The sequence below is a fragment of the Variovorax xiamenensis genome (genome assembly GCF_050916385.1).
In the GTDB taxonomy this organism is placed as follows: Bacteria; Pseudomonadota; Gammaproteobacteria; order Burkholderiales; family Burkholderiaceae_C; genus Variovorax.
The window spans coordinates 5,411,040-5,431,623 of record NZ_CP139038.1 but is presented as its reverse complement, the minus strand read 5'-3'; the positions used below and the strand labels follow the sequence as shown (position 1 = coordinate 5,431,623).

18 protein-coding genes are annotated in these 20,584 nt (G+C 68.1%); 8 read left to right on the top strand and 10 right to left on the bottom strand.

Going from position 1 to position 20,584, the window contains the following annotated elements; all coding sequences use genetic code 11:
• Positions 1 to 119: 119 nt before the first annotated feature.
• Both SFB74_RS24630 and SFB74_RS24625 read left to right on the top strand, forming a co-directional pair.
• Entirely contained in the window at positions 120 to 803 is a 684-nt protein-coding gene (locus SFB74_RS24630; protein WP_432726955.1) for a response regulator, read from the top strand.
• A 10-nt stretch (positions 804 to 813) separates the two neighbouring features.
• On the top strand, positions 814 to 2,166 hold the full coding sequence (locus tag SFB74_RS24625) for a sensor histidine kinase (protein WP_432726954.1): 1,353 nt from the start codon (positions 814 to 816) through the stop codon (positions 2,164 to 2,166).
• On the opposite strand, the gene SFB74_RS24620 is transcribed toward SFB74_RS24625, so the two are convergent.
• On the bottom strand, positions 2,102 to 3,274 hold the full coding sequence (locus SFB74_RS24620; protein ID WP_432726953.1) for an acyltransferase family protein: 1,173 nt from the start codon (positions 3,272 to 3,274) through the stop codon (positions 2,102 to 2,104). The two genes, SFB74_RS24625 and SFB74_RS24620, sit on opposite strands and share 65 nt — an antisense overlap.
• Before the next feature lie 74 nt (positions 3,275 to 3,348).
• Between SFB74_RS24620 and SFB74_RS24615 the strand changes: the two genes are divergently transcribed.
• A complete protein-coding gene (locus tag SFB74_RS24615) occupies positions 3,349 to 3,573 on the top strand; it encodes an oxidoreductase-like domain-containing protein (protein ID WP_432726952.1) in 225 nt (74 codons plus the stop codon).
• Here SFB74_RS24615 and SFB74_RS24610 read toward each other — a convergent pair.
• Genes SFB74_RS24610 through SFB74_RS24600 form a run of 3 tightly spaced genes read right to left on the bottom strand, consistent with a single transcriptional unit; the run spans position 3,570 to position 7,372 of the window.
• Positions 3,570 to 4,967, bottom strand: coding sequence for a class II fumarate hydratase (locus tag SFB74_RS24610; protein WP_432726951.1), 1,398 nt, complete (start codon positions 4,965 to 4,967; stop codon positions 3,570 to 3,572). The genes SFB74_RS24615 and SFB74_RS24610 overlap by 4 nt on opposite strands.
• 5 nt (positions 4,968 to 4,972) lie before the next feature.
• Positions 4,973 to 5,962 (bottom strand): tripartite tricarboxylate transporter substrate binding protein BugD, encoded by a 990-nt coding sequence (locus SFB74_RS24605; protein WP_432726950.1) that lies wholly within the window; start codon positions 5,960 to 5,962, stop codon positions 4,973 to 4,975.
• Between the two features lie 27 nt (positions 5,963 to 5,989).
• On the bottom strand, positions 5,990 to 7,372 hold the full coding sequence (locus SFB74_RS24600) for a class-II fumarase/aspartase family protein (RefSeq protein ID WP_432726949.1): 1,383 nt from the start codon (positions 7,370 to 7,372) through the stop codon (positions 5,990 to 5,992).
• A gap of 127 nt (positions 7,373 to 7,499) precedes the next feature.
• Between SFB74_RS24600 and SFB74_RS24595 the strand changes: the two genes are divergently transcribed.
• Entirely contained in the window at positions 7,500 to 8,243 is a 744-nt protein-coding gene (locus SFB74_RS24595; RefSeq protein ID WP_126471665.1) for a GntR family transcriptional regulator, read from the top strand.
• Positions 8,244 to 8,277: 34 nt separating this feature from the next.
• On the opposite strand, the gene SFB74_RS24590 is transcribed toward SFB74_RS24595, so the two are convergent.
• The 4 genes from SFB74_RS24590 to SFB74_RS24575 all read right to left on the bottom strand — a co-directional run bounded on the left by SFB74_RS24590 (position 8,278) and on the right by SFB74_RS24575 (position 11,891).
• Positions 8,278 to 9,048 carry an ABC transporter permease gene (locus tag SFB74_RS24590; protein ID WP_432726947.1) on the bottom strand — a complete coding sequence of 257 codons (771 nt, stop codon included), beginning with the start codon at positions 9,046 to 9,048 and terminating at the stop codon, positions 8,278 to 8,280.
• Positions 9,049 to 9,061: 13 nt separating this feature from the next.
• The gene (locus tag SFB74_RS24585; protein ID WP_432726946.1) at positions 9,062 to 9,934 is read right to left on the bottom strand and encodes an ABC transporter ATP-binding protein; all 873 of its coding nucleotides are present in this window, start codon (positions 9,932 to 9,934) and stop codon (positions 9,062 to 9,064) included.
• A complete protein-coding gene (locus SFB74_RS24580) occupies positions 9,934 to 10,965 on the bottom strand; it encodes an ABC transporter substrate-binding protein (protein ID WP_432726945.1) in 1,032 nt (343 codons plus the stop codon). Before SFB74_RS24580 ends, SFB74_RS24585 begins: the two co-directional genes overlap by 1 nt.
• Before the next feature lie 152 nt (positions 10,966 to 11,117).
• The gene (locus SFB74_RS24575) at positions 11,118 to 11,891 is read right to left on the bottom strand and encodes an IclR family transcriptional regulator (protein WP_432726944.1); all 774 of its coding nucleotides are present in this window, start codon (positions 11,889 to 11,891) and stop codon (positions 11,118 to 11,120) included.
• 150 nt (positions 11,892 to 12,041) lie between these two features.
• Between SFB74_RS24575 and SFB74_RS24570 the strand changes: the two genes are divergently transcribed.
• Genes SFB74_RS24570 through SFB74_RS24560 form a run of 3 tightly spaced genes read left to right on the top strand, consistent with a single transcriptional unit; the run spans position 12,042 to position 15,627 of the window.
• Complete coding sequence (locus SFB74_RS24570; RefSeq protein ID WP_432726943.1) at positions 12,042 to 13,688, top strand: OPT/YSL family transporter; 1,647 nt, start codon at positions 12,042 to 12,044, stop codon at positions 13,686 to 13,688.
• Positions 13,689 to 13,748: 60 nt separating this feature from the next.
• Positions 13,749 to 14,813, top strand: a complete 1,065-nt coding sequence (locus SFB74_RS24565) for a DUF917 family protein (RefSeq protein ID WP_432726942.1) — start codon at positions 13,749 to 13,751, stop codon at positions 14,811 to 14,813.
• A gap of 22 nt (positions 14,814 to 14,835) precedes the next feature.
• Complete coding sequence (locus SFB74_RS24560; protein ID WP_432726941.1) at positions 14,836 to 15,627, top strand: aspartate/glutamate racemase family protein; 792 nt, start codon at positions 14,836 to 14,838, stop codon at positions 15,625 to 15,627.
• Between the two features lie 24 nt (positions 15,628 to 15,651).
• On the opposite strand, the gene SFB74_RS24555 is transcribed toward SFB74_RS24560, so the two are convergent.
• A complete protein-coding gene (locus SFB74_RS24555; RefSeq protein ID WP_432726939.1) occupies positions 15,652 to 17,952 on the bottom strand; it encodes an NADP-dependent malic enzyme in 2,301 nt (766 codons plus the stop codon).
• A 251-nt stretch (positions 17,953 to 18,203) separates the two neighbouring features.
• Between SFB74_RS24555 and SFB74_RS24550 the strand changes: the two genes are divergently transcribed.
• The gene (locus tag SFB74_RS24550; protein WP_432726938.1) at positions 18,204 to 19,544 is read left to right on the top strand and encodes an NAD(P)/FAD-dependent oxidoreductase; all 1,341 of its coding nucleotides are present in this window, start codon (positions 18,204 to 18,206) and stop codon (positions 19,542 to 19,544) included.
• Positions 19,545 to 19,654: 110 nt separating this feature from the next.
• Here the strand turns inward: SFB74_RS24550 and SFB74_RS24545 are convergent, their stop codons facing one another.
• The gene (locus SFB74_RS24545) at positions 19,655 to 20,566 is read right to left on the bottom strand and encodes a 2-hydroxy-3-oxopropionate reductase (protein ID WP_432726937.1); all 912 of its coding nucleotides are present in this window, start codon (positions 20,564 to 20,566) and stop codon (positions 19,655 to 19,657) included.
• Between the last annotated feature and the right edge of the window lie 18 nt (positions 20,567 to 20,584).

Here is a 20,584-nt window from a genome sequence, read left to right as displayed (position 1 = left end):
GCAACTGCATTGCGTGAACATTGCGCCGGTTGCGGGAACGCCTCTCCTAGAATGGCCGGCCCCGGCCTTCCATTGGCCTCTCGCTGGCCTCCTGTGGCCTCTCTTTCCTCCGTACTCCCATGAGAATCCTGCTCGTCGAAGACGAAGTCGACCTGGCTCAGGCCCTGGCCTCGGCGCTGCGGCAGAACCAGGCGGTGGTCGACGTGGCGGGCTCGCTGCGCGAGGCCGAAGACGCCGCGTTGTCCGCGCAGCACGACGTGATCGTGCTCGACCGCGGCCTGCCCGACGGCGACGGCCTTTCGCTCGTTGCCTTCCTGCGCCAGAACGACATCCCCGCCGCCGTGCTGGTGCTCACCGCCATGACCGACGTGGCCGAGCGCGTGCTGAGCCTCGACGGCGGCGCCGACGACTATCTCGCCAAGCCCTTTTCCATGGACGAGCTCATGGCTCGCGTGCGTGCGCTGGCGCGGCGCCCCGCGGTGCGCGCGAACCTCGTCATGACGCTCGGGCAGCTGCGCTTCGACCATCACACGCGGCAGGCGCACGTCGGCGAAGAGTGCCTCACGCTGCCGCGGCGCGAGCTGCTGGTGCTGGAAGCGCTGCTCGAGCATCGCGGCCGCACCGTGCTGCGCGAGGCCATGCAGGACCGCGTGTACGGCCATGCGGACGACATCCAGTCGAACGCGCTCGACACGCACGTCTCCCGGCTGCGCTCCAAGCTCGACAAGGCCAGGGCGCAGGTCGAGATCCATGCGATTCGCGGCGTGGGCTACCTGATCTGCGCGGCGCGTCCCGCGGCATGACGGCAACCGCATGAGGCAGGGCCTGCTTTCGCTGCGCTGGCAGCTCATCTGGAGCCTGATCCTGCTGCAGGTGGTGGTCGGCACGCTGGTGATGGGCGGCTTCCTCGGCCTGGCCTGGGTGCTGGGCCGCGTGGTCGACGAGACCGGGCAGGAGACCATCACCGCCATCCAGCGGGCGCTGGCGCGCGGCCCCGACGGGCAGCTCGTGGTCGAGCCCACGCCGGAAGTGCAGCGCCTGCGCGAGGCCGACCCGCCGTTCTGGTTCATCGCGCGCGACGCGAAGGGCTCCGAGGTGCGCAACGGCGAAGTGCCGGCCATCTATGCCGCGCTCTTCGAATCGCTCGACGGCATGGAGCGCATGGCCATCAACCCCGAGAGCGACAACACCCGTCCCAAGGCCCGCTTCGATCGCGTGGAAACGCGCGCGGGCCTGGTGGCCGTGATGACGCAGACCGGCAGTCCCCTGACCGTGAAGACCACGCTCAAGGGCACAGCCATCGCCTTCCTGTTCCTGGTGGCGCCGATGGCGCTGGTGACCTGCCTCGGCGTGATCCTGGCCACGCCTTTCGTCGTGAAGCGCGGCCTCAAGGGCGTGGTGGCCACGGCCGAGCATGCCGAGAGCATCGACGTGCACGAGCGCACCACGCGCCTGCCGCTGGCCAACGTGGCGAGCGAGATCCGCCCGCTGGTCAATGCGGTGAACCGCGCGTTCGACCGTCTCAACGAAGGCTACGACCGGCAGGAGCGCTTCCTGGCCGACGCCGCGCACGAGCTGCGCACGCCCATCACCACGCTGCAGATCCACCTCGAGGGCCTGCAGGACGGACCGCTCAAGGTGAAGCTCCTGCAGGCCTCGGCGCGGCTCGCCACGCTGGCCGAGCAACTGCTCGATCTGCAGCGGCTGGACCACATCGCAGCGCACGACCAGCAGCAGGTCGACCTGAAGGCGCTGTGCGAGCGCGTGGCCGGCGACATCGCGCCGCTGGCCATCATGAACCGCTGCACGCTGTCTGTCGAAGCGCCCAGGCCGCTGTGGGTGCGCGGCGATGCGCCTTCGCTCGAACGCGCGCTGAGCAACCTGATCCAGAACGCCATCGAGCATGGCGGACAGGGCTGCGACATCCAGGTGCGGCTGTGGGAGCCCTCGGGCTTCGAAGTGCTCGACTCGGGGCCGGGCATTCCCGAGGCCGACCGCGAGCGCGTGGTGGCGCCGTTCCACCGGCTGGTGCCGCGCGGGCGCGGCGCGGGGCTGGGCCTGCATCTCGTGGCCGAGGTCGCACGGCTGCACGGCGGGCAGCTCACGATCGGTTCCAGCGAATCGGGTGGGGCGAAGATGCGGCTGGAGCTGAACCTCGACCTCTGAGCGCGCGGTTGCAGGGCTCGGAGAACCAACGGGCGACGAGCTGCCCCAGCAGTCCGGAAGCCGTGACAACGGCGACGAACCACAGCGCAATCCAGGAGGGCGATGCTCCCAGCCACTGGAAAACCCACGCGCCTGGAATCACCACGAACATGTGGCTCAGGTAGACCTCGTAGCTGTTGCGCCCGAACCAGCGCAGCGGTGCGACCGCAGCGCCGGCGGACCACGCCCACGGACGCCAGTGCGCCGCGACGAGCATCAGCGCGACGCCCAGCTCCAGCAGCGTCACCTGCAGCCCGAAGCGCGTGAGGCCGAGCTGGTACACCTCCTTGCGGAAGCAGAAGACCGCTGCGGCGAGCACGATGCCCGCAAGCAGAACGGCCCGTCGCACCGCCGCAGTCGGAGCGCGGGGCACGCGGTGTGCGAGGAGTGCGGCAAGGCAGCCGAAGGCGATGCCATCCATGCCCGAGAGGTACGAGTGGTCCTGCCACAGCTCGTTGTCGCTGAACACGCTGCGCGCGAGCGGGCCCAGCACGATGGGCACGACCAGCAGCAGCGCCAGCCGCCGCTCGCTGCCGCACAGCACGCACACCAGCGGAAAGCAAAGGTAGAAGACCTCCTCCACCGACAGCGACCACAGCACGCCCCACGGCCCCGGCAGGTAGCCGACCCGCGCCTCCAGCCAGTTGATGTGCAGCCCCAGCGCGGCGAGCAGCGCCCGCCACAGCGAGACCTTGGACGCATCGAGCGCGAACCATGCACTGCCCGCAAGATGCAGCCCAGCCAGCACCGCGAGCAGCAGCAACAGCGGCGGCAGGATGCGCGCCGCACGAAAGCGGTAGAACGATGCGGGCCGCACGCGCGACAGATCGCCCCAGCGCCGTATCGACGCGCTCGTGATCAGGTAGCCCGAGACCACGAAGAACACGATCACCGCGTAGTAGCCGCTGCGAAAGAGGATGCCCGTGGTCCGCGGCCCCAGCCACTGGGCCAGCTCCGGCGGCCCGAAGGGAATGCGCAGGTTGGCGTGCAGCAGCACCACGAAGATCGCGAGCAGCCCTCGCAGCAGGTCGACATGCGCCAGGCGCGGGAGCGGGGCGGAGGACGGCATCGCACGATTCTGTGGCCGTCCGTCGCGCGACGGCTGAAGGCCTCCTGAAGCACCGACAATCGCAGCCTGCCGCCATGCCTCTCGCCGACCAAGACCTTCTTCCTCCGATTGACCTCGCCAGCGCACAGGCGCTGATCGGCCGTGTCCGTGCGCAACTCGATGCGGAAGGGCTTTCGATGCGCGCGCCGCCGCAGGAGCCCACCACCTGCTGCGGGCGCGGCTGCAACGGCTGCGTGTGGGAAGGGTGGCTGGCCGCGGTGGCCTACTGGCGGGACGAGGCTTCCTTGCTGCTGGGCTAGCTCTTTCCCCTTGCCATGCGAAGCGGGTCGACCAGCCGGTCGTATTCCTCGGCGTCGAGGTAGCCCAGTTCGACGGCCGCTTCTCTTGGCGCAACGCGGCGTTCCACGGCAGTGCGCGTGATGCGCGCCACCTTGTCGTAGCCGAGCACCGGGTTGAGCGCCGTCACCGACAGCAGCGCATTGCCCAGGTTCGCTTCGAGCCGCTCGCGATCGACGTCGAGCCCGGCCACCAGCCTGTTCGCGAAGACGAGCGAGCTGTCCGCCAGTATGCGGATCGACTGCAGCACGTTGTGGATCAGCACCGGCTTGGCAACGTTGAGCTCGAAGTTGCCGGAGGCGCCGGCTATCGTCACCGTCACGTGGTTTCCGGCCACCTGCATGGCCGCCTGGGCCACCACCTCCGCGATGGTCGGGTTGCGCTTGCCCGGCATGATCGACGAGGTCAGTCCGTCGTCCGGCACCAGCAGCTCGCCTATGCCGCAGCGCGGCCCCGACCCCATCCAGCGGATGTCGTTGGCCATCTTCGTCAGCGAGGCGGCGATCACGTTCAGCGCGCCGGAAAGCTCCACCAGCGCATCGTGGCCCGACATGCCTTCGAACTTGCACGGATGGGGCGTGAACGGCAGACCCGTGAGCCCGGCGATCTCCTCGCAGAAGAACACGTCGAAGTCCTGCGGCGCATTGAGCCCGGTTCCCGCCGCCGTGCCCCCTTGGGCGAGCAGCAGCAGTCGCGGCAATGCGTCCTTCAACCGTGCGATGCCGCTGCCCGTTTGCCAAGCGAATGCCTCGAACGCCTGGCCCATCGTCATCGGCACTGCGTCCATCAGGTGCGTGCGCGCCACCTTCGCATCGTCGGCGAATGCGCGCGCCCGGTCCTGCAGAGCGTTATTCAGCACGGTGAGCGAAGGAACGAGCCGCTGCGTCAGCTCCATCGCGGCGGCGATGTGCATCACCGTCGGAAAGCTGTCGTTCGACGACTGCGATGCGTTCACATGATCGTTCGGATGCACCGGCGACTTCGTGCCCAGCGGCTGCCCGAGCAGCTCGTTGGCCCGGTTCGCGATCACCTCGTTGGCATTCATGTTCGTCTGGGTGCCTGAGCCGGTCTGCCAGATCGTGAGCGGGAAGTGCTCGTCGAACAGGCCGCGCGACACCTCCCCGGCCGCCGCGGCGATCACCTGGGCCAGCGATTCGTCGAGCGCGCCGCAGCGTGCATTGGCCCTCGCGGCCGCGATCTTCTGCAGTCCGAAGGCGCGTGGCAGGCATGCCGCGAAGCGCTCCGTTCCGACGTCGAAGACGTCGGCGGCGCGTTGCGTCTGCGCACCCCAGTACATGCCGGCATGAATCTCCACTGGCCCGAACGCGTCGTGTTCGATGCGTATGCTGGCGGCCATGCGGCTCAGTCCAGCGAGATGTTGGCCTTGGCCGCCACGGCCTTCCAGCGCGCCACCTCCGCCTCGGTGTGCTTGCCCAATGCGGCGCCCGTGTACAGCTCGGCCGGCAGCATCTGGATCGCCTGCTCGGCGAGACGATCGGTGAACGCCTTGTCGCCCATCACCTTCAGGTAGGCCTTCTGCACCTTGTCGAGCACCGGCTGCGGCGTGCCCTTGGGCGCGTAGATGCCGTACCAGGTCGAGGCCTCGAAGCCGGGCAGCACCGTCTCGGCGAGCGTGGGCACGTCCTTGAGCTGCGGCAGCCGCACCTTCGAGGTGACGGCCAGTGCACGGACCTTCGCTTCCTTGATCTGCGGCAGGGCCGTGTTGGTCTGGTCGAAGATGCCGTCGACCTGCCCGCCGATCACATCGATCAGCGCAGGGCCCGCTCCCTTGTACGGAACCTGCGAGATCCTGATGCCGGCCGAGGCGGCGAACAGCGCCGCGATCAGGTGCGAGCTGGAGCCCACCCCGGCATTGCTGATGAAGAGCTTGTCGGGGTTGGCCTTGCCGAAGTCGACCAGCGCCTTGATGTCCTTCGCGGGATGTTCGTTGCGCACCATCAGCACCAGCGGCGTGTCGGGGAAGCGGAACACGGGCGCGAAGTCCTTCACCGGGTCGTAGGCGAGCTTCTTGTACAGCGCGGGCGCCGCGCCCATGTAGCCCATGTGCCCGACCAGCATGGTGTAGCCGTCGGCCGCCGCGCGGGATGCCTTGCCGGCACCCACGGTGCCGCCGGCGCCCGGCGCGTTGTCGATGACGATGGGCTGGCCCAGTTCGCGCGCCACTCTTTCGGCCATGGCTCGCGCGAGCGCGTCGGTCGGACCGCCCGCCGCGAAGGGCACGATCCAGGTCACGGGGCGTGAAGGGTAGGTTTGCGCGCCTGCGCCGTGCGCCGTGGCAGCGAATGTCATGGCCAGCAGCGCGCGGGCGGCCAGCTTCCTGATGTCGATCATCTGTCTTGTCTCCTCGGGGTTGGTGGTTCAGGCTGCAACTTCGGCGGACATTGCGAGCGCGCGGTCCACCATCTGCGGAGCAAGGCCCAGATAGTTCGCCGGATCGGTGAGGCGATCGATGGCCGCGCGGTCGAAGTGCTTCGTGACCTCGGGCAGCGCCGCCAGCGCTTCGGCCAGCGTGCCGCCCTTCTCGTTGACGGTGCGGCAGGCGTCGTAGACCACGTCGTGCGCCTGCTGGCGGCCGATGTGGGGCGCCATGCCCATCATCACGGCCTCGGCCACGATGAGGCCGCGGCTGATGCCCAGGTTGTGCTTCATGCGCGCCTCGTCCACGATCAGGCCGCCGAGCGCGAACTTCGCCTGGTGCAGGGCGCCCGAAGTCAGGATGAAGCTCTCGGGAATGGCGATCCACTCGGCATGCCATGGGCCCGTGGCGCGCTCGAAGTCCTGCACCATCGCATCGACCATCAGCCCCGCGTGCTGCCGCACGGCCTTGGAGGCGGCCAGCATCAGCTCGCTGGAGATCGGGTTGCGCTTCTGCGGCATCGTGCTCGACGCGCCGCGCCCCTTGACGAAGGGTTCGTAGACCTCGGCGAACTCGGTGGAGGCCATGATCATGATGTCGAGTGCGATCTTTCCCAGCGAGCCGGTGACGAGCGCGAGCAGGTTCACCGCCTCGGCGAAGCCGTCGCGCGCCACGTGCCAGGTGGTGGCGGGCACGCCCAGTCCCAGCTCCTCGGCCATGGCCTTCTGCACCTCGAAGCCCTTGTCGCCGAGCGAGGCCAGCGTGCCCGCGGCACCGGCGAACTCGACCACCGCCACGCGAGGACGCAGCTCGGCGATGCGCTGCTGGTGCCTGTCGAACATGGCGAGCCAGATCGCGGCCTTGTAGCCGAAGGTGATGGGCAGTGCCTGCTGCAGGTGGGTGCGGCCGGCCATCGGCGTGTCGCGGTGCTTCTTCGCGAGCGAGGCGAGGATGCCGCGCAGCTCGCGGATGTCCTCGCCGATGCTGTCGAGCGCGTCGCGCACCTGCAGGGCGACTGCCGTGTCCATGATGTCCTGCGTGGTCGCGCCCCAGTGCACGTAGCGGCCGGCCTCGCCGCACATTCCGACCAGCTGGTGCACCAGCGGGAGGATGGGGTAGCCGACGATGTCCGTCTCCTCGCGCATGTGGTCGAAGTCGATGCGCTCGATCCGCGATTCGCGCGCGATCGCCTCCGCCGCCTCGGCCGGGATCACGCCCGTGCGCGCCTCGGCCTTGGCCAGTGCGATCTCGGCATCGATGTAGCGCTGGACCAGCGCGCCGTCGGAGAAGAGCTGCCGCATCTTCTGGGTGCCGAAGGCGTCGCGGAACAGGATGGAGTCGACGACGGTGCTGGCCATCGGAATCGAGGAGCGGGTAAGGGTCATGGGAGTTGTTGAAAGTGGAAGCAGCGAACGCAAATATGTTCGGACATATTCAACTTTAATATGTCCGAACATATTCAACGAATCGGGGTTTACCCTTGACGCCATGAATGCGATCCTCGGGGGCAACATGTCTTCGCCATCCAAGCCTCACCACAGCGACATCTCGCGTCACCTCACCGAAGCCATCGCCAGCGGCCATTTCGCCGTCGGCTCGGTGCTCCCGACGGAACTCGAGCTCTGCGACCACTACAAGACCAGCCGCCATACCGTGAGGGCGGCGCTGGCCGAACTCCAGCGGCTGGGCCTCGTGTCGCGGCGCAAGAACGCGGGAACCCGCGTCGAGGCGACCAAGCCGCGCGACACCTTCCGTCCCTCGATCGCGTCGGTGGACGATCTCGTGCACTTCGGCACCGAGTACCTGCGGCAGGTGCAGTCGATCGAGGAGGTGGCCGTGGCGGCTCCTGTGGCCAGGGACCTGGATTGCGCGCCCGGCACGCGCTGGCTGCGCATCTCCAGCCTGCGGCTCGACACCGGCGGAGAAGGCGGACCCATCGGATGGACCGACCTGTACGTCGACCCGGCGTATTCGGAAGTTCGCGACCTGGTGCGGGAGTCGCCCGGCACCCTCGTCAGCTCACTGATCGCCGAGCGCTACGGCCGGCAGATCGTGGAGATCCACCAGGACGTGCGCGCCGACATCGTCAGGGACGCGGCGATGGCGAAGGCCCTGCAGGTGGAGCAGGGTGCGGCGGCGCTGAAGATCGTGCGCCGCTATCTCGATGCCGAGGGGCTGGCCTTCGAGGTCTCGGTGTCGGTCCACCCGGCGGACCGGTTCTCGGTGTCGATGCGGCTGCAGCGTTCGGCCTCGTAGCCGCAGCCTGCATGGCCCGCATCGGCACGGTGGCTCACTGGTTCTGGGAGCCCCGGTGCGCCCAACCCGTGGTGTGCTTCTCGACCACGCTGAAGAGTTCATACATCAGCATCGCCATCGCACCCACCACCATCAGGCCCGCGAAGGCCAGGCCCATCTGCATGGCCGAGCCGGCCGAGATCAGCAGGTAGCCGATGCCTTCGTTGGCCGCCGTCATCTCGCTGACGGTGGTGCCCACGAAGGCCAGCGTGATCGCCACCTTCAGCGAGCCGAAGAAATAGGGCATGGAGCGCGGCAGGCCGATCTTCATGAGCACGTCCCAGCGCCTGGCGCCCAGCACGCGCAGCACGTCTTCCAGCTCGGGTTCGAGCGTGGCGAGGCCGGTCGCGATGTTGACCATGATCGGGAAGAAGCTGATCAGGAAGGCCGTGAGGATCGCCGGCCCGATGCCGATGCCGAACCACACGACCAGGATCGGCACGAAGGCCGCCTTGGGCAGCGCGTTGAAGGCCGTCATCAGCGGGTAGATCGCCGCGTACGCGATGCGCGAGCTGCCGATCACGAAGCCCAGCAGCACGCCCACCACGATCGCCAGGCCGAAGCCCGCCATCGTGACCCAGAAGGTGCGCCACGCGTGGCCCGCGATGACTTCCTTGAATTCCCAGAACTGGTTCCAGATGCGCCACGGGCTCGGGAAGATGAAGTCGGAAACCTCGAAGGCCGAGCAGATGATCTGCCACAGCAGGATCACCGCCACGAGCAGAAGCCACGGCGACCAGCGTTCGATTTGCTTGGTGTTTCTCATGAGATCCTGCGCCTCAGTGGGAAACGGCCGCGGCGGACTGGGCGGCGCTCGCGCCGGTATTGCGGATGGCGCCGATGTGCCCGCGCAGCTCCAGCACGATGTCGGTGAACTCCTTCGTGTAGGTGAGCTCGAGCTCGCGCGGGCGCGGCAGGTCGATCTCGCGCTTCACCACGAAGCGGCCCGGGCTCTTGCTCATCACATACACCGTGTCGGCGAGGAACACCGATTCGCGCAGGTCGTGCGTCACCAGGATCACGTTGAACTGCTGCTCGGTCCACAGGTCGCGCAGGATGCACCACAGCTCCTCGCGCGTGAACGCGTCGAGCGCGCCGAAGGGCTCGTCGAGCAGCAGCATCTTGGGCTCGTGGATGAGCGCGCGGCAGATGCTCGCGCGCTGCTGCATGCCGCCCGAGAGCTGCCACGGGAACTTGTCCTCGTAGCCGCCCAGGCCCACCTTCTGCAGCAGGCGGCGGGCGCGCTCCTCGTACTCCTTGCGCTTCGACTTGAAGCTGGAGCGGTAGGGCTCGACGATCTCCAGCGGCAGCAGCACGTTGTCGACCGTGGTGCGCCACGGCAGCAGCGAAGGCGCCTGGAAGGCCATGCCCGAGATCTTCAACGGCCCGGTCACGGGCTGGCCGTCGATGCGGATCTTGCCCATCGACGGCATCTTCAGCCCGGTGGTGAGCTTCATGAAGGTCGACTTGCCGCAGCCCGAGGGGCCGACGATGGCGATGAACTCGCCGCGCTTGACCTTCAGGTCGATGGCCTCGACCGCGAAGTGGTTGGCGCGCAGCAGCTCCTCGTTGTAGGCGAGCCAGACGTCCTGGAAATCGACGAAGGGAGCGACGAAAGGGGCTGCGGCCGCGTCCTGCGATGCGGCGGCCATCACTTCTTCAGGATGTTCAGTTCGGCGGCCGGCGGCAGCAGCGCTGCCGTCCACACCGCGTCGGGGCTCACGCGCGTCTTGGTGTTGAAGGCGTCCGACACCTGCGAGGCCATCAGCGACATGCGCCCCGCGTTGACCGCGCCGAAGCCCTCGGCGCGCGCGTCTGCGCTGTTGATGACGGTGTCGATGGCCAGCTGCAGGCGGCGCGTCTCGAGCTTGCTGTCGATGATGCCGTCGCGCGCCTTCACCGATTCGATGGCCACGGCAGGGTTGGCGATGACTTCCTTCGCGCCCTTGGCGAAGGCCGAGAGGAACTTCTTCACCGCCTCCGGGTGCTCCTTGATGAGCTTCGGCGAGGCGATGATGACGTTGCCGTAAAGCTTCACGCCGTAGTCGGGGTAGGGGAGGATCACCACGTCGGCCGTCTTGGCGCCGCGCGCCTCGAGGTTGAGCAGCGAGGTGAAGGTGAAGCCGGTGATGGCGTCGATGTCGCCGCGCATCAGCATGGTCTCGCGCAGAGTCGGGTCCATGGCGGTCCAGTTGACCGTGCCGATGTTGTTGGCCTTCGCGAAGATCGGGAACGCGCGGCGGCCCGCGTCGAACACCGGCGCGCCCAGCTTCTTGCCCGTGAGGTCGGCCGGCTTGGTGATGCCGCTCTTCTTGAGCGTCATGACCGATGCCGGCGTGTTGTTGTAGACCATCATCACCGCGACCGGCTTGTTGGGACTGTCGGGGTTGTTGGCGTGGAACTCCATCAGCGCCGCGAGGTCGGCGAAGCCCATGTCGTAGGCGCCCGAGGCCACGCGCGTGACGGTGCCGCCCGAGCCGTTGCCGGCGTCGATGGTCACGTCGAGGCCGGCGGCCTTGAAGTAGCCCTTGGCGGCGGGATGCAGGAACAGCGCCGCGGGTCCTTCGAAGCGCCAGTCGAGCTGGAACTTGATCGGCGTCGGGCTCTGTGCAAAGGCCGGTGCGAGGCCGAAGCTGATGGCCGAGGCGGCGAGGAAGGACTGGAGCAGTTGGCGCTTGTTCATGCGGAGATCGATCCGTTGGATGAAAGGGGATTGAATGCTTCTGCATTCAAGCAAAAACGGTGCCCGCACGTGATTGGTGCGAACCCTTCCTGTGGATCGAGCTGGTGCGTCGCCCTCGTATTTCGCACCTTTCGCGGGAAATCCCTTCGGTTTCAGGGGGCGCTTGCACCGAATGCGAGCCAGTAAGGATCGCCGACGCGCTTGCCGACGCTCGCGGCGGCATCGCGCACGATGGCGCCGAAGCGCTCGACCAGCGCGTCCGACAGCAGCTCCGCGGGCAGCGCGATGCCGAAGGCGTAGGCCTGTCGCGTCGCCGGGTCGAACACGGCCGAAGAGATGCCTGCCACGTTGGTCACGTACTCGCCGCGCGACAGGGCCCAGCCGGTTTCGCGGATGACGGCGAGGCGCGCGAGCAGGTCCTTGCGCGTGCGCGGTGCGTCGCCGCGTCCCTGGTCGAGCCGGCCGCCCAGCAGCGCAGTCACTTCGGTATCGCTCATGCGCGCCAGCAATGCGCGGCCCATGGCGCTCGAGTAGGCCGGGGCACGGCTGCCCGGCGGCGTGTAGATCTGCAGCGCGCCGGCGCCGGCGCGCATCTGGATCACGAGCGTGTCGGCGCCGTCGAGCACGTTGATGTAGCCGGTGAAGCGTGTCTCGGCCACCAGCGCGTCGAGCGCTTCCTCCACCAGCGAGGCGGCGTTGCGCGAGGCGCGGAAGTGGTACGAGGCTTCCATGATCACGCCGCCCGGCCGGTAGGCGCGCGTGGCCGCGTCGCGATCGAGAAAGCCGTAGCCCGCCATCATGCTGAGGGTGCGCGAGGCCGAGCTCTTCGGCAGGCCCAGCTCCGTCACCACGTCGGTCACCGTGATGTCGCGGCGCAGCCGCGCGATCAGCTTCAGGACGTCCATGGCGTTGGCGAGAGTGCTCATAGTTCAGATGGGTTGGCGGGTGGGAATCATAGGTTCGGCGCGCAACGCGTCCGCCGGCTCGGGGTGAACCAGCCTTGACAGCGCTTCGGCGGGTTCTATCATTTGGTTCAATTTTATTGGATTGAGTTCCAAAAAATGGAACTTCAGAAAATGACCATGAACCACGAGGCAACAGCGGCGATGCCGCTGCAGGAGGGCGACGCCGCCCATCCGTCACCCGAGCTGCACCCGAAGGCACTGGCGCCGGCCAACCTGATCCTCACGGTGGTGCTGAGCGTGTTCGGCGCCATCGTCGGCATCCAGATGCTGGCGAGCCTGGGCATCACGCCGAGCACTTCGCTGATCGGTGCGCTCGCGGCGATGACGCTGGCGCGCGTGCCGCTGGCCATGTTCCGGGGCTTCCGCTCGGTGCATGCGCAGAACCTCGCGCAGACCAGCATCTCGTCGGCCACCTTCGGTGCGGCCAACAGCCTGTTCCTGCCCATCGGCATTCCCTTCCTGTTCGGGCTGCCCGACATGGTGGTGCCCATGCTCGTCGGCGTGAGCCTGGCGATGCTGCTCGATGCCTGGCTGCTCTACCGCATGTTCGACACGCCCGCCTTCCCGGCTAAGAACCCGTGGCCGCTGGGCATCGCGGCGGCCGAGGCGATCAAGGCGGGCGACGGCGGTGGCAAGCAGGCTTGGCTGTTGCTGGGCGGGCTGGCAACGGGCGTGGCGGGCGCGGTGTTCAAGCTGCCGATGTCGGCCTTCGGCGTGGCGCTGATCGGCGGGCTCGGCGCGATGACGGCCTTCGGCATCGGCCTGCTGCTGCGGGGCTACTCGGCGCAGCTCTTCGGCTTCGACATCGGCGCGCGCTACGTGCCGCACGGAATGATGATCGGCGCGGGCATCGTGGCGCTGGTGCAAGTGGGGCGCGTGGTGCTGAAGAAGCACGGCTCCGCCGCGCCCGGCACAGGAGCAGCTGCGTCGCTGGAGGCACGCGGCGCCACCGCGCTGGGCCGCTCGCTGCGTCTCGGCGGCGTGGGCTATCTCGCGATCATGGTGCTGCTGGCGGTGGGCACGGGCGTGTACACCGGCATGTCGCCCGGCATGCTCGTGTGCTTCGTCATCTACGGCACCTTCGCGGCCTTCGTGCACGAGCTGATCGTGGGTATCGCGGCCATGCACTCGGGCTGGTTCCCGGCCTTCGCGGTGGCGCTGATCTCGCTGCTGATCGGCATCCTGATCGGCTTTCCGCCCGAGGCACTCGTGGTGCTGGCGGGCTTCTCGGCGGCCACCGGGCCGGCCTTCGCCGACATGGGCTACGACCTCAAGGCCGGGCACCTGCTGCGCGGCGAGACGTCGGGCACGCCCTTCGAGACCGAGGGCCGGCGCGAACAGATGATCGCGGGCATGGTGGGCTTCGCCGTGGCCATCGTGGTCGTGGCCTGCAGCTACAGGCTGTTCTTCGCCAATCACCAGACGGCACCCATCAACGCGGCCTACGTGGCGGCCATCAAGGCCGGCATCTCGGGCGACACGGCGCGCAACCTCGCGCTGTGGGCGCTGCCCGGCGCGCTGCTGCAGATCGTGGGCGGCGCGCGCCAGCAACTCGGCGTGCTGTTCGCCACCGGCCTGCTCATCGCGAGCCCGATGGCGGGCTGGATGGTCGCGGCCGGCATCGCCTGCCGGCTGGTCGTGCATCGCGTTCTCGGCGCCTCGGCGCGAGAGCGGCTCGAAGTGTTCGCGGGCGGCGTCATCGCGGGCGACGCGCTCTACAGCTTCTTCTCCGGCGCGGTGAAGAGCCTGCACAAGTAGCGCCACGGCACCGCGCTCCGCCTTTCCTCATTCCCTTCATCACACAGGAACCACGAATCCATGAAACGCAATCTGACAAGCGACGACGTCCGCGCGGCCATCTGGGGCGGAGCCATCCTCGGCGGCGGTGGCGGCGGGCTGATCGAATCCGGCGAGCGTGCCGCGAAGCTCGCGCTGCAGGTGGGCACGCCGCAGCTGTGGAGCATCGACGAATTCGACGACTCGGCGCTCACCGCCACCATGGCGCTGGTCGGCGCCCCGGCCGCGCCCGATCCGCATGTGCAGCCCGCACACCTGCTGCGCACGCTGGAGCTGCTGCGCCGCGAACTGCCGGCGGGCCAGAAGCTGGTCGGCCTGCATGCCAACGAGAACGGCGCCGAGACCACGGTCAACGGCTGGTTCCATGCCGCGATGAGCGGGCTGCCCGTGATCGACCTGGCCTGCAACGGCCGCGCGCATCCGTCGAGCGTGATGGGCGCGCTGGGCCTGCACACCGAGCCCGACTACCTCTCGGTGCAGGCCTACGCGGGCGGCGAGCCGCATCGCTATGTCGAAGGCGTGGTGTCGGGCCGCCTGGAGCAGACCTCCGCCGTGGTGCGCCGCGCCTCCGTCGAGGCAGGCGGCCTCGTGGCGGTGGCGCGCAACCCCGTCAGCGTGGGCTATGCGCGCCGGCACGGGGCGCCGGGCGCCATCAGCCATGCCATCGCGCTGGGCCAGACCTACCTCGATGGCGGTGTCGATGCGGTCGCCCGCTCGCTGGAAGGCCGCATCGTGGCCGAGGGCGAGGTGCGCACCTACCGCTGCGAACAGCAGGAGGGGCTGGACGTGGGCATCGTCGAACTCGACGACGCCGCGCGCACCACGCTGCGCTTCATCAACGAATACATGCTGCTGGAGCAGGAAGGAAAGCGCATCGCGCGCTTCCCCGACCTCGTGATGACCTTCTCGGACGACGGCAAGCCGGTGGTGTCGGCCCACGTGCGCCAGGGCGCGCGGCTGCGCGTGCTGGTCGCGCCGCGCGCGCGGCTGCTGCTGTCGCGCACGATGTTCATGCCCGAGCTCTACCGGCCGCTCGAGAAGTCGCTCGGCGAGGCCTTCGCGCCCGCCGAGGAAGCGCTGGCCTGAGCGCGCGCAAGGAGGAGCCGCCATGACGCTGCGCGTGCGATGGATACGGACGGTCGGCAACGACACCTACAACGAGCGCTTCGCCCGTGAATTCGCCGAGGTGAAGAACCCCGGCACCGAGGTCGAGGTGGTTTCGCTGCGCAACGCCTCGGTGCGCCATCACGTCGAGTACCAGAGCTACGAGGCGCTGCTGGGCGCCGACATCGTTCGCGTGGTGCGCGACGCGGCCGTGAAGAAGTTCGACGCGGTGGTGCTCGGCTGCTTCTACGACCCGGTGCTGGTCGAGGCGCGCGAGATCTCGGGCGAGACGGTGGTTGTCGCGCCCTGCCAGGCCTCTTTCGAGGTGGCGGCCAACCTGGCGCAGAAGGTGTCGGTCATCGTCGGGCGACGAAAGTGGGTGCCGCGCATCGAGTCGCGCGTGCGCGAGTACGGGCACGGCCATCTGCTGGCCTCGTGCCGCGCGCTGCAGCTCGGGGTGGAAGACTTCCAGCGCGACCGCGAGGAAACCGCGCGCCGCATGATCGAGCAGGGCCGCCGCGCCATCGAGGAGGACGGCGCCGAGGCGCTGATCCTGGGCTGCACGCTGGAGTTCGGTTTCTATCGCCAGCTGCAGGACGTGCTGGGCGTGCCGGTCATCGATTCGGCGCTGGCCGCCTTCAAGCGCGCCGAGATACTGGCCGACACGCGGCAGCGCTTCGGCTGGAAGCCCAGCCGCGTGGGCGGCTGCGAGCCGCCGCCGGAGGAAGAGGAACTGCTGGCATGGAAGGTGTTCGACCCGGACGACGTGCCGGTCGCGTCACCGTTCCATGCCTGAGCGGGCCGGGGCCCGCCGCCTCTCTTACTTGTCGACCGTGACCTTCGCCACCGCCAGCGCCGTCATGTTGATGATGCGGCGCACCGTCGACGAAGGCGTGAGCACGTGCGCCGAGCTCGCGGCGCCCAGCAGCACCGGGCCCACGGTGATGCCGTTGGCGCCGGTCATCTTCAGCACGTTGTAGAGGATGTGCGCCGAATCGAGGTTCGGGCACACCAGCAGGTTGGCCTCGCCGCTCAGCGTGGTCTCGGGCAGGGCGGTGCGGCGGATTTCCTCCGACAGCGCCGCGTCGCCGTGCATCTCGCCGTCGCATTCGATGTCGGGCGCCATCTGCGCGAACAGGTCGCGCGCCAGCCGCATCTTGCGGGCCGACGAGCGGCTGGAGGTGCCGTAGTTCGAGTGCGACAGGAACGCCACCTTCGGCGGCAGGCCGAAGCGGCGCACTTCCTCGGCGGCCATCACCGCGATGCTGGCGAGCAGCTCGGCGCTGGGGTCTTCGTTGACGTTGGTGTCGGTGATGAACACCGTGCGCTTGTCGAGCGTGAGCGCGTTCAGCGTCGCGAAGCCCGGTGCGCCGCGCTTCAGGCCGATCAGGTTGCGGATGTGCTCCAGGTGCACGTCGAAGCGCCCGACCAGGCCGCAGATCATGGCGTCGGCGTCGCCCAGGTGCATCATCAGCGCGGCGATGGTGGTGTTCGAGCGGCGCACCATGGTCTTGGCGGCCTCCGGCGTCACGCCGCGGCGGCCCATGATCTTGTGGAAGCTCTCCCAGTAGGTGCGGAAGCGCGGATCGTCCTCGGGGTTGACGATCTCGAAGTCGACGCCCGCGCGGATGTGCAGGCCGGCCTTCTTGATGCGCGCGTCGATCACGGCGGGGCGGCCCACCAGGATCGGCTTGGCCAGGCCTTCGTCGACCGCCCACTGGGCGGCGCGCAGCACGCGCTCGTCCTCGCCCTCGGCGTACGCCACGCGCTTGGCGGTGGCGATCTTGGCGGCGCTGAACACCGGGCGCATGAACATGCCGGTCTGGTAGACGAAGCGCGTCAGGTGCTGACGGTAGGCGTCCATGTCCTCGATCGGGCGCGTGGCCACGCCCGAGGCTGCGGCCGCCTTGGCCACGGCCGGCGCGATGCGCAGGATCAGGCGCGAATCGAAGGGCTTGGGAATGATGTAGTCGGGGCCGAAGGCCAGCTCCTGGCCGGCGTAGGCGGTGGCCACCTCTTCGCTGATGTCGGCCTTGGTGAGCTCGGCGATCTCGCGCACGCAGGCCAGCTTCATCTCTTCCGTGATCTTGCTGGCGCCGCAGTCGAGCGCGCCGCGGAAGATGTACGGGAAGCACAGCACGTTGTTGACCTGGTTCGGGTAGTCCGAACGGCCGGTGGCGATGATGCAGTCCGGCCGCACGGCCTTGGCCAGCTCGGGGCGGATCTCGGGCTCGGGGTTGGCCAGCGCCAGGATGATGGGCTGGCTGGCCATGGTCTTGACCATCTCGGCCGTCATCACGCCGGGGGCCGAGCAGCCCAGGAACACATCGGCGTCCTTCACCACGTCGGCCAGGGTGCGGGCGCCGGTGTCTTTCTGGGCGTAGCGTGCCTTGGATTCGTCGAAACCGCCCGCGCGGCCCATGTAGATCAGGCCCTTGGAGTCGCAGGCGTGGATGTTGGCGGGCTTGGCGCCCAGGCCGACCATCACGTCGAGGCAGGCGATGGCTGCGGCGCCCGCGCCCGAGACGGCGATCTTCACTTCATCGATCTTCTTGCCCACCAGCTCCAGGCCGTTGAGCAGCGCGGCGGCCGAGATGATGGCCGTGCCGTGCTGGTCGTCGTGGAACACCGGGATGTTCATGCGCTCGCGCAGCTTCTTCTCGATGTAGAAGCACTCGGGCGCCTTGATGTCTTCGAGGTTGATGCCGCCCAGCGTGGGCTCCAGCGCCGCGATGATGTCGACCAGCTTGTCGGGGTCGCGCTCGGCCAGTTCGATGTCGAACACGTCGATGCCGGCGAATTTCTTGAACAGGCAGCCCTTGCCTTCCATCACCGGCTTGGCGGCCAGCGGGCCGATGTCGCCCAGGCCGAGCACGGCGGTGCCGTTGGTGACGACGCCCACGAGGTTGCCGCGGGCGGTGTATTCGGAAGCCGTTGCAGGGTCGGCGGCGATGTCGAGACAGGGATAGGCCACGCCGGGCGAATAGGCCAGCGACAGGTCGCGCTGGTTCAGCAGGGGCTTGGTCGGGGTGATCGAGATCTTGCCCTTGACGGGCGAGCGGTGGTATTCGCGCGCTGCCTCGCGAAGTGCTTCTTCTGCGGGTGAAAGGGGTGCAGCCATGAAAGTCTCCTTGTTTCTGACGGGCAATGAGGCTACCGCAAAAGCAGGGCCTCTTCTTACTGGGGAAATGCCGAAAACGCCTGGATTCATAGCTTCTGCCTGATAAGGCGGGTTCCGGTGGATCGGGGGGGCTGGCGGGTTCGCTAAACTGCAGATCGTTACCAACTGGTTAACTGACCGGCCGTCCAGCCGGGAATCGGGCCGGGGTATCGCCGACAACGACAACACCACGACAAGAGGGGCAACAACGCATGACATCCGGACCTTTCACCAGCAACGACCCCGATGTCGTGGTCATCGGCGGCGGCCCTTCGGGCTCCACGGTGGCCGCGTTGCTCGCGGACAAGGGGCACGACGTGGTGCTGCTCGAGAAGGCGCAGCATCCGCGCTTTCACATCGGCGAGTCGCTGCTGCCGATGAACATGCCGCTGTTCGACCGCCTCGGCGTGCGCACCGAGGTCGAGGCCATCGGCCTGCGAAAGCACGGCGCCGAGTTCGTCTCGCCCTGGCATGACCACAGCAGCCACTTCGACTTCGGCCAGGCGATGGACAAGAGCTTTCCCTACGCCGTGCACGTGCGCCGTTCGGAATTCGACGAACTGCTGTTCCGCCATGCCGGCAACCGGGGCGCGCGCACCTTCGAGGGACAGCGCGTCACCGGCGTGGACATGGACGCCGGCAAGGGCACGGCCGACAACCGCCCGCTGGTGAAGGTCAAGGCCGACGACGGCACCGAAACCAGCTGGCGGCCGCGCTTCGTGATCGATGCGAGCGGGCGCGACACGCTGCTGTCGAACCAGTTCGACGCCAAGCAGCGCAACCGCAAGCATGCGAGCGCCGCGCTCTACGGCCACTTTGCCAACGCCCAGCGCCGGCCCGGCCGCTTCGAGGGCAACATCTCGCTGTTCTGGTTCGACCATGGCTGGTTCTGGTACATCCCGCTGAAAGACGGCACGGTGAGCGTGGGCGCGGTGGCATCGCCGGCCTACTTCAAGCGCCGCAAGGGTTCGCTCGAAGAGTTCCTGATGGAGACCATCGCGCTGGCACCCAAGCTGGCGGCACGGCTGAAGAACGCCACGCTGATGGAAGGCGCGACCTCCACCGGCAACTACGCCTACGACTCCAAGTTCTGCCGCGGCGACCGCTTCATGATGGTGGGCGACGCCTATGCTTTCGTCGATCCGATGTTCTCGTCGGGCGTGTACCTGGCGATGAACAGCGGCTTCGAGGCCGCGACGGCGGCCGACCACTGGCTGAAGGGCGAGGCAAAGGAAGCCGAGCGTGCCTTCCGCCACTACGAGAAGGTCATGAAGCGAGGGCCGAAGATGTTCTCGTGGTTCATCTACCGCATCACCTCGCCGGCCATTCGCCGCCTGTTCATGGCGCCGCGCAACATCTGGCGCATGCAGGAGGCGTTGCTGTCCATCCTTGCCGGTGACCTGTTCCGGGACACACCGATCGGGCCGCGCTTCTGGGGTTTCAAGGTGACGTACTACGCCTCGTGCCTGGGCATCCTGCCGCAGGCCGTGAAGACCTGGGCGTGGCGCCGGCGCAATCTCAAGGAATCCCTGGAGACCGCTGCAAAACCCTGATCCTTTGCGAGGAACACCGCGGAACCGGCTTTGCCGGGCCGCTGGTGTTGCCCCCGGCGAGGGGGAAGGAGAAGCGACACGAAGTGCGCGAAGCCTGGGGGAGTACCTGGTCAGTCCGGCGTGACGGTGTGCTGGGCGAGCGCTTCCAGCGCGCGCACCAGCGCCGAGTGGTCGAGCTGGCCGTAACCCAGTGCTGCGCACGCGTTCATCAACTGGGCCGCGCCGGCCGTTTGCGGCAGCGACACGCCCAGCGAACGGGCGCTCTGCATCGCGAGGTTCAGGTCCTTCTGGTGCAGCCCGATGCGGAAGCCCGGCGCGAAGGTGCGCTTGATCATGCGTTCGCCGTGCACTTCGAGAATGCGCGAGCTGGCGAAGCCGCCCATCAGCGCCTGGCGCACCTTGGCCGGATCGGCGCCGGCCTTCGAGGCGAACACCAGCGCCTCGCCCACGGCTGCGATGTTCAGCGCCACGATGATCTGGTTGGCCACCTTGCAGACCTGGCCGTCGCCGGCGCCGCCCACGAGCGTGACGTTCTTGCCCATCTTGTCGAGCAGCGGCTTCACGCGCCCGAAGGTGCCTTCGTCGCCGCCGCACATGATCGTGAGGCTGGCGGCCTTGGCGCCCACTTCGCCGCCGGAGACCGGCGCGTCGATGTAGCCGGCGCCCAGCGCGGTGATGCGGCGCGCGAAGTCCTTGGTGGCGATCGGGTCGATGGAACTGCAGTCGACCACGATCTTGCCGCTGGAGTCCTTCAGGCCGGCGGCCACGCCTTCGGAGCCGGGTGCGCCGAAGAGCACCTTCTCGACGTCGGGCGTGTCCGGCACCATGATGAAGATCACGTCGGCCTGGCGCGTCACTTCCGCTGCGGAGGCGCAGATGGTGGCCTTCGAGACGAAAGGCTCCGGCGTGTTTCCGTGCGTGTTCACGAAGAGCTGGTAGCCCGCGTCGAGCAGGTGGCCCGCCATGGGCGCACCCATGATGCCGAGGCCGATGAATCCGATCTTCTGTTGCTGGGTCGTCATGTCTCTGTTTCCTTGTCC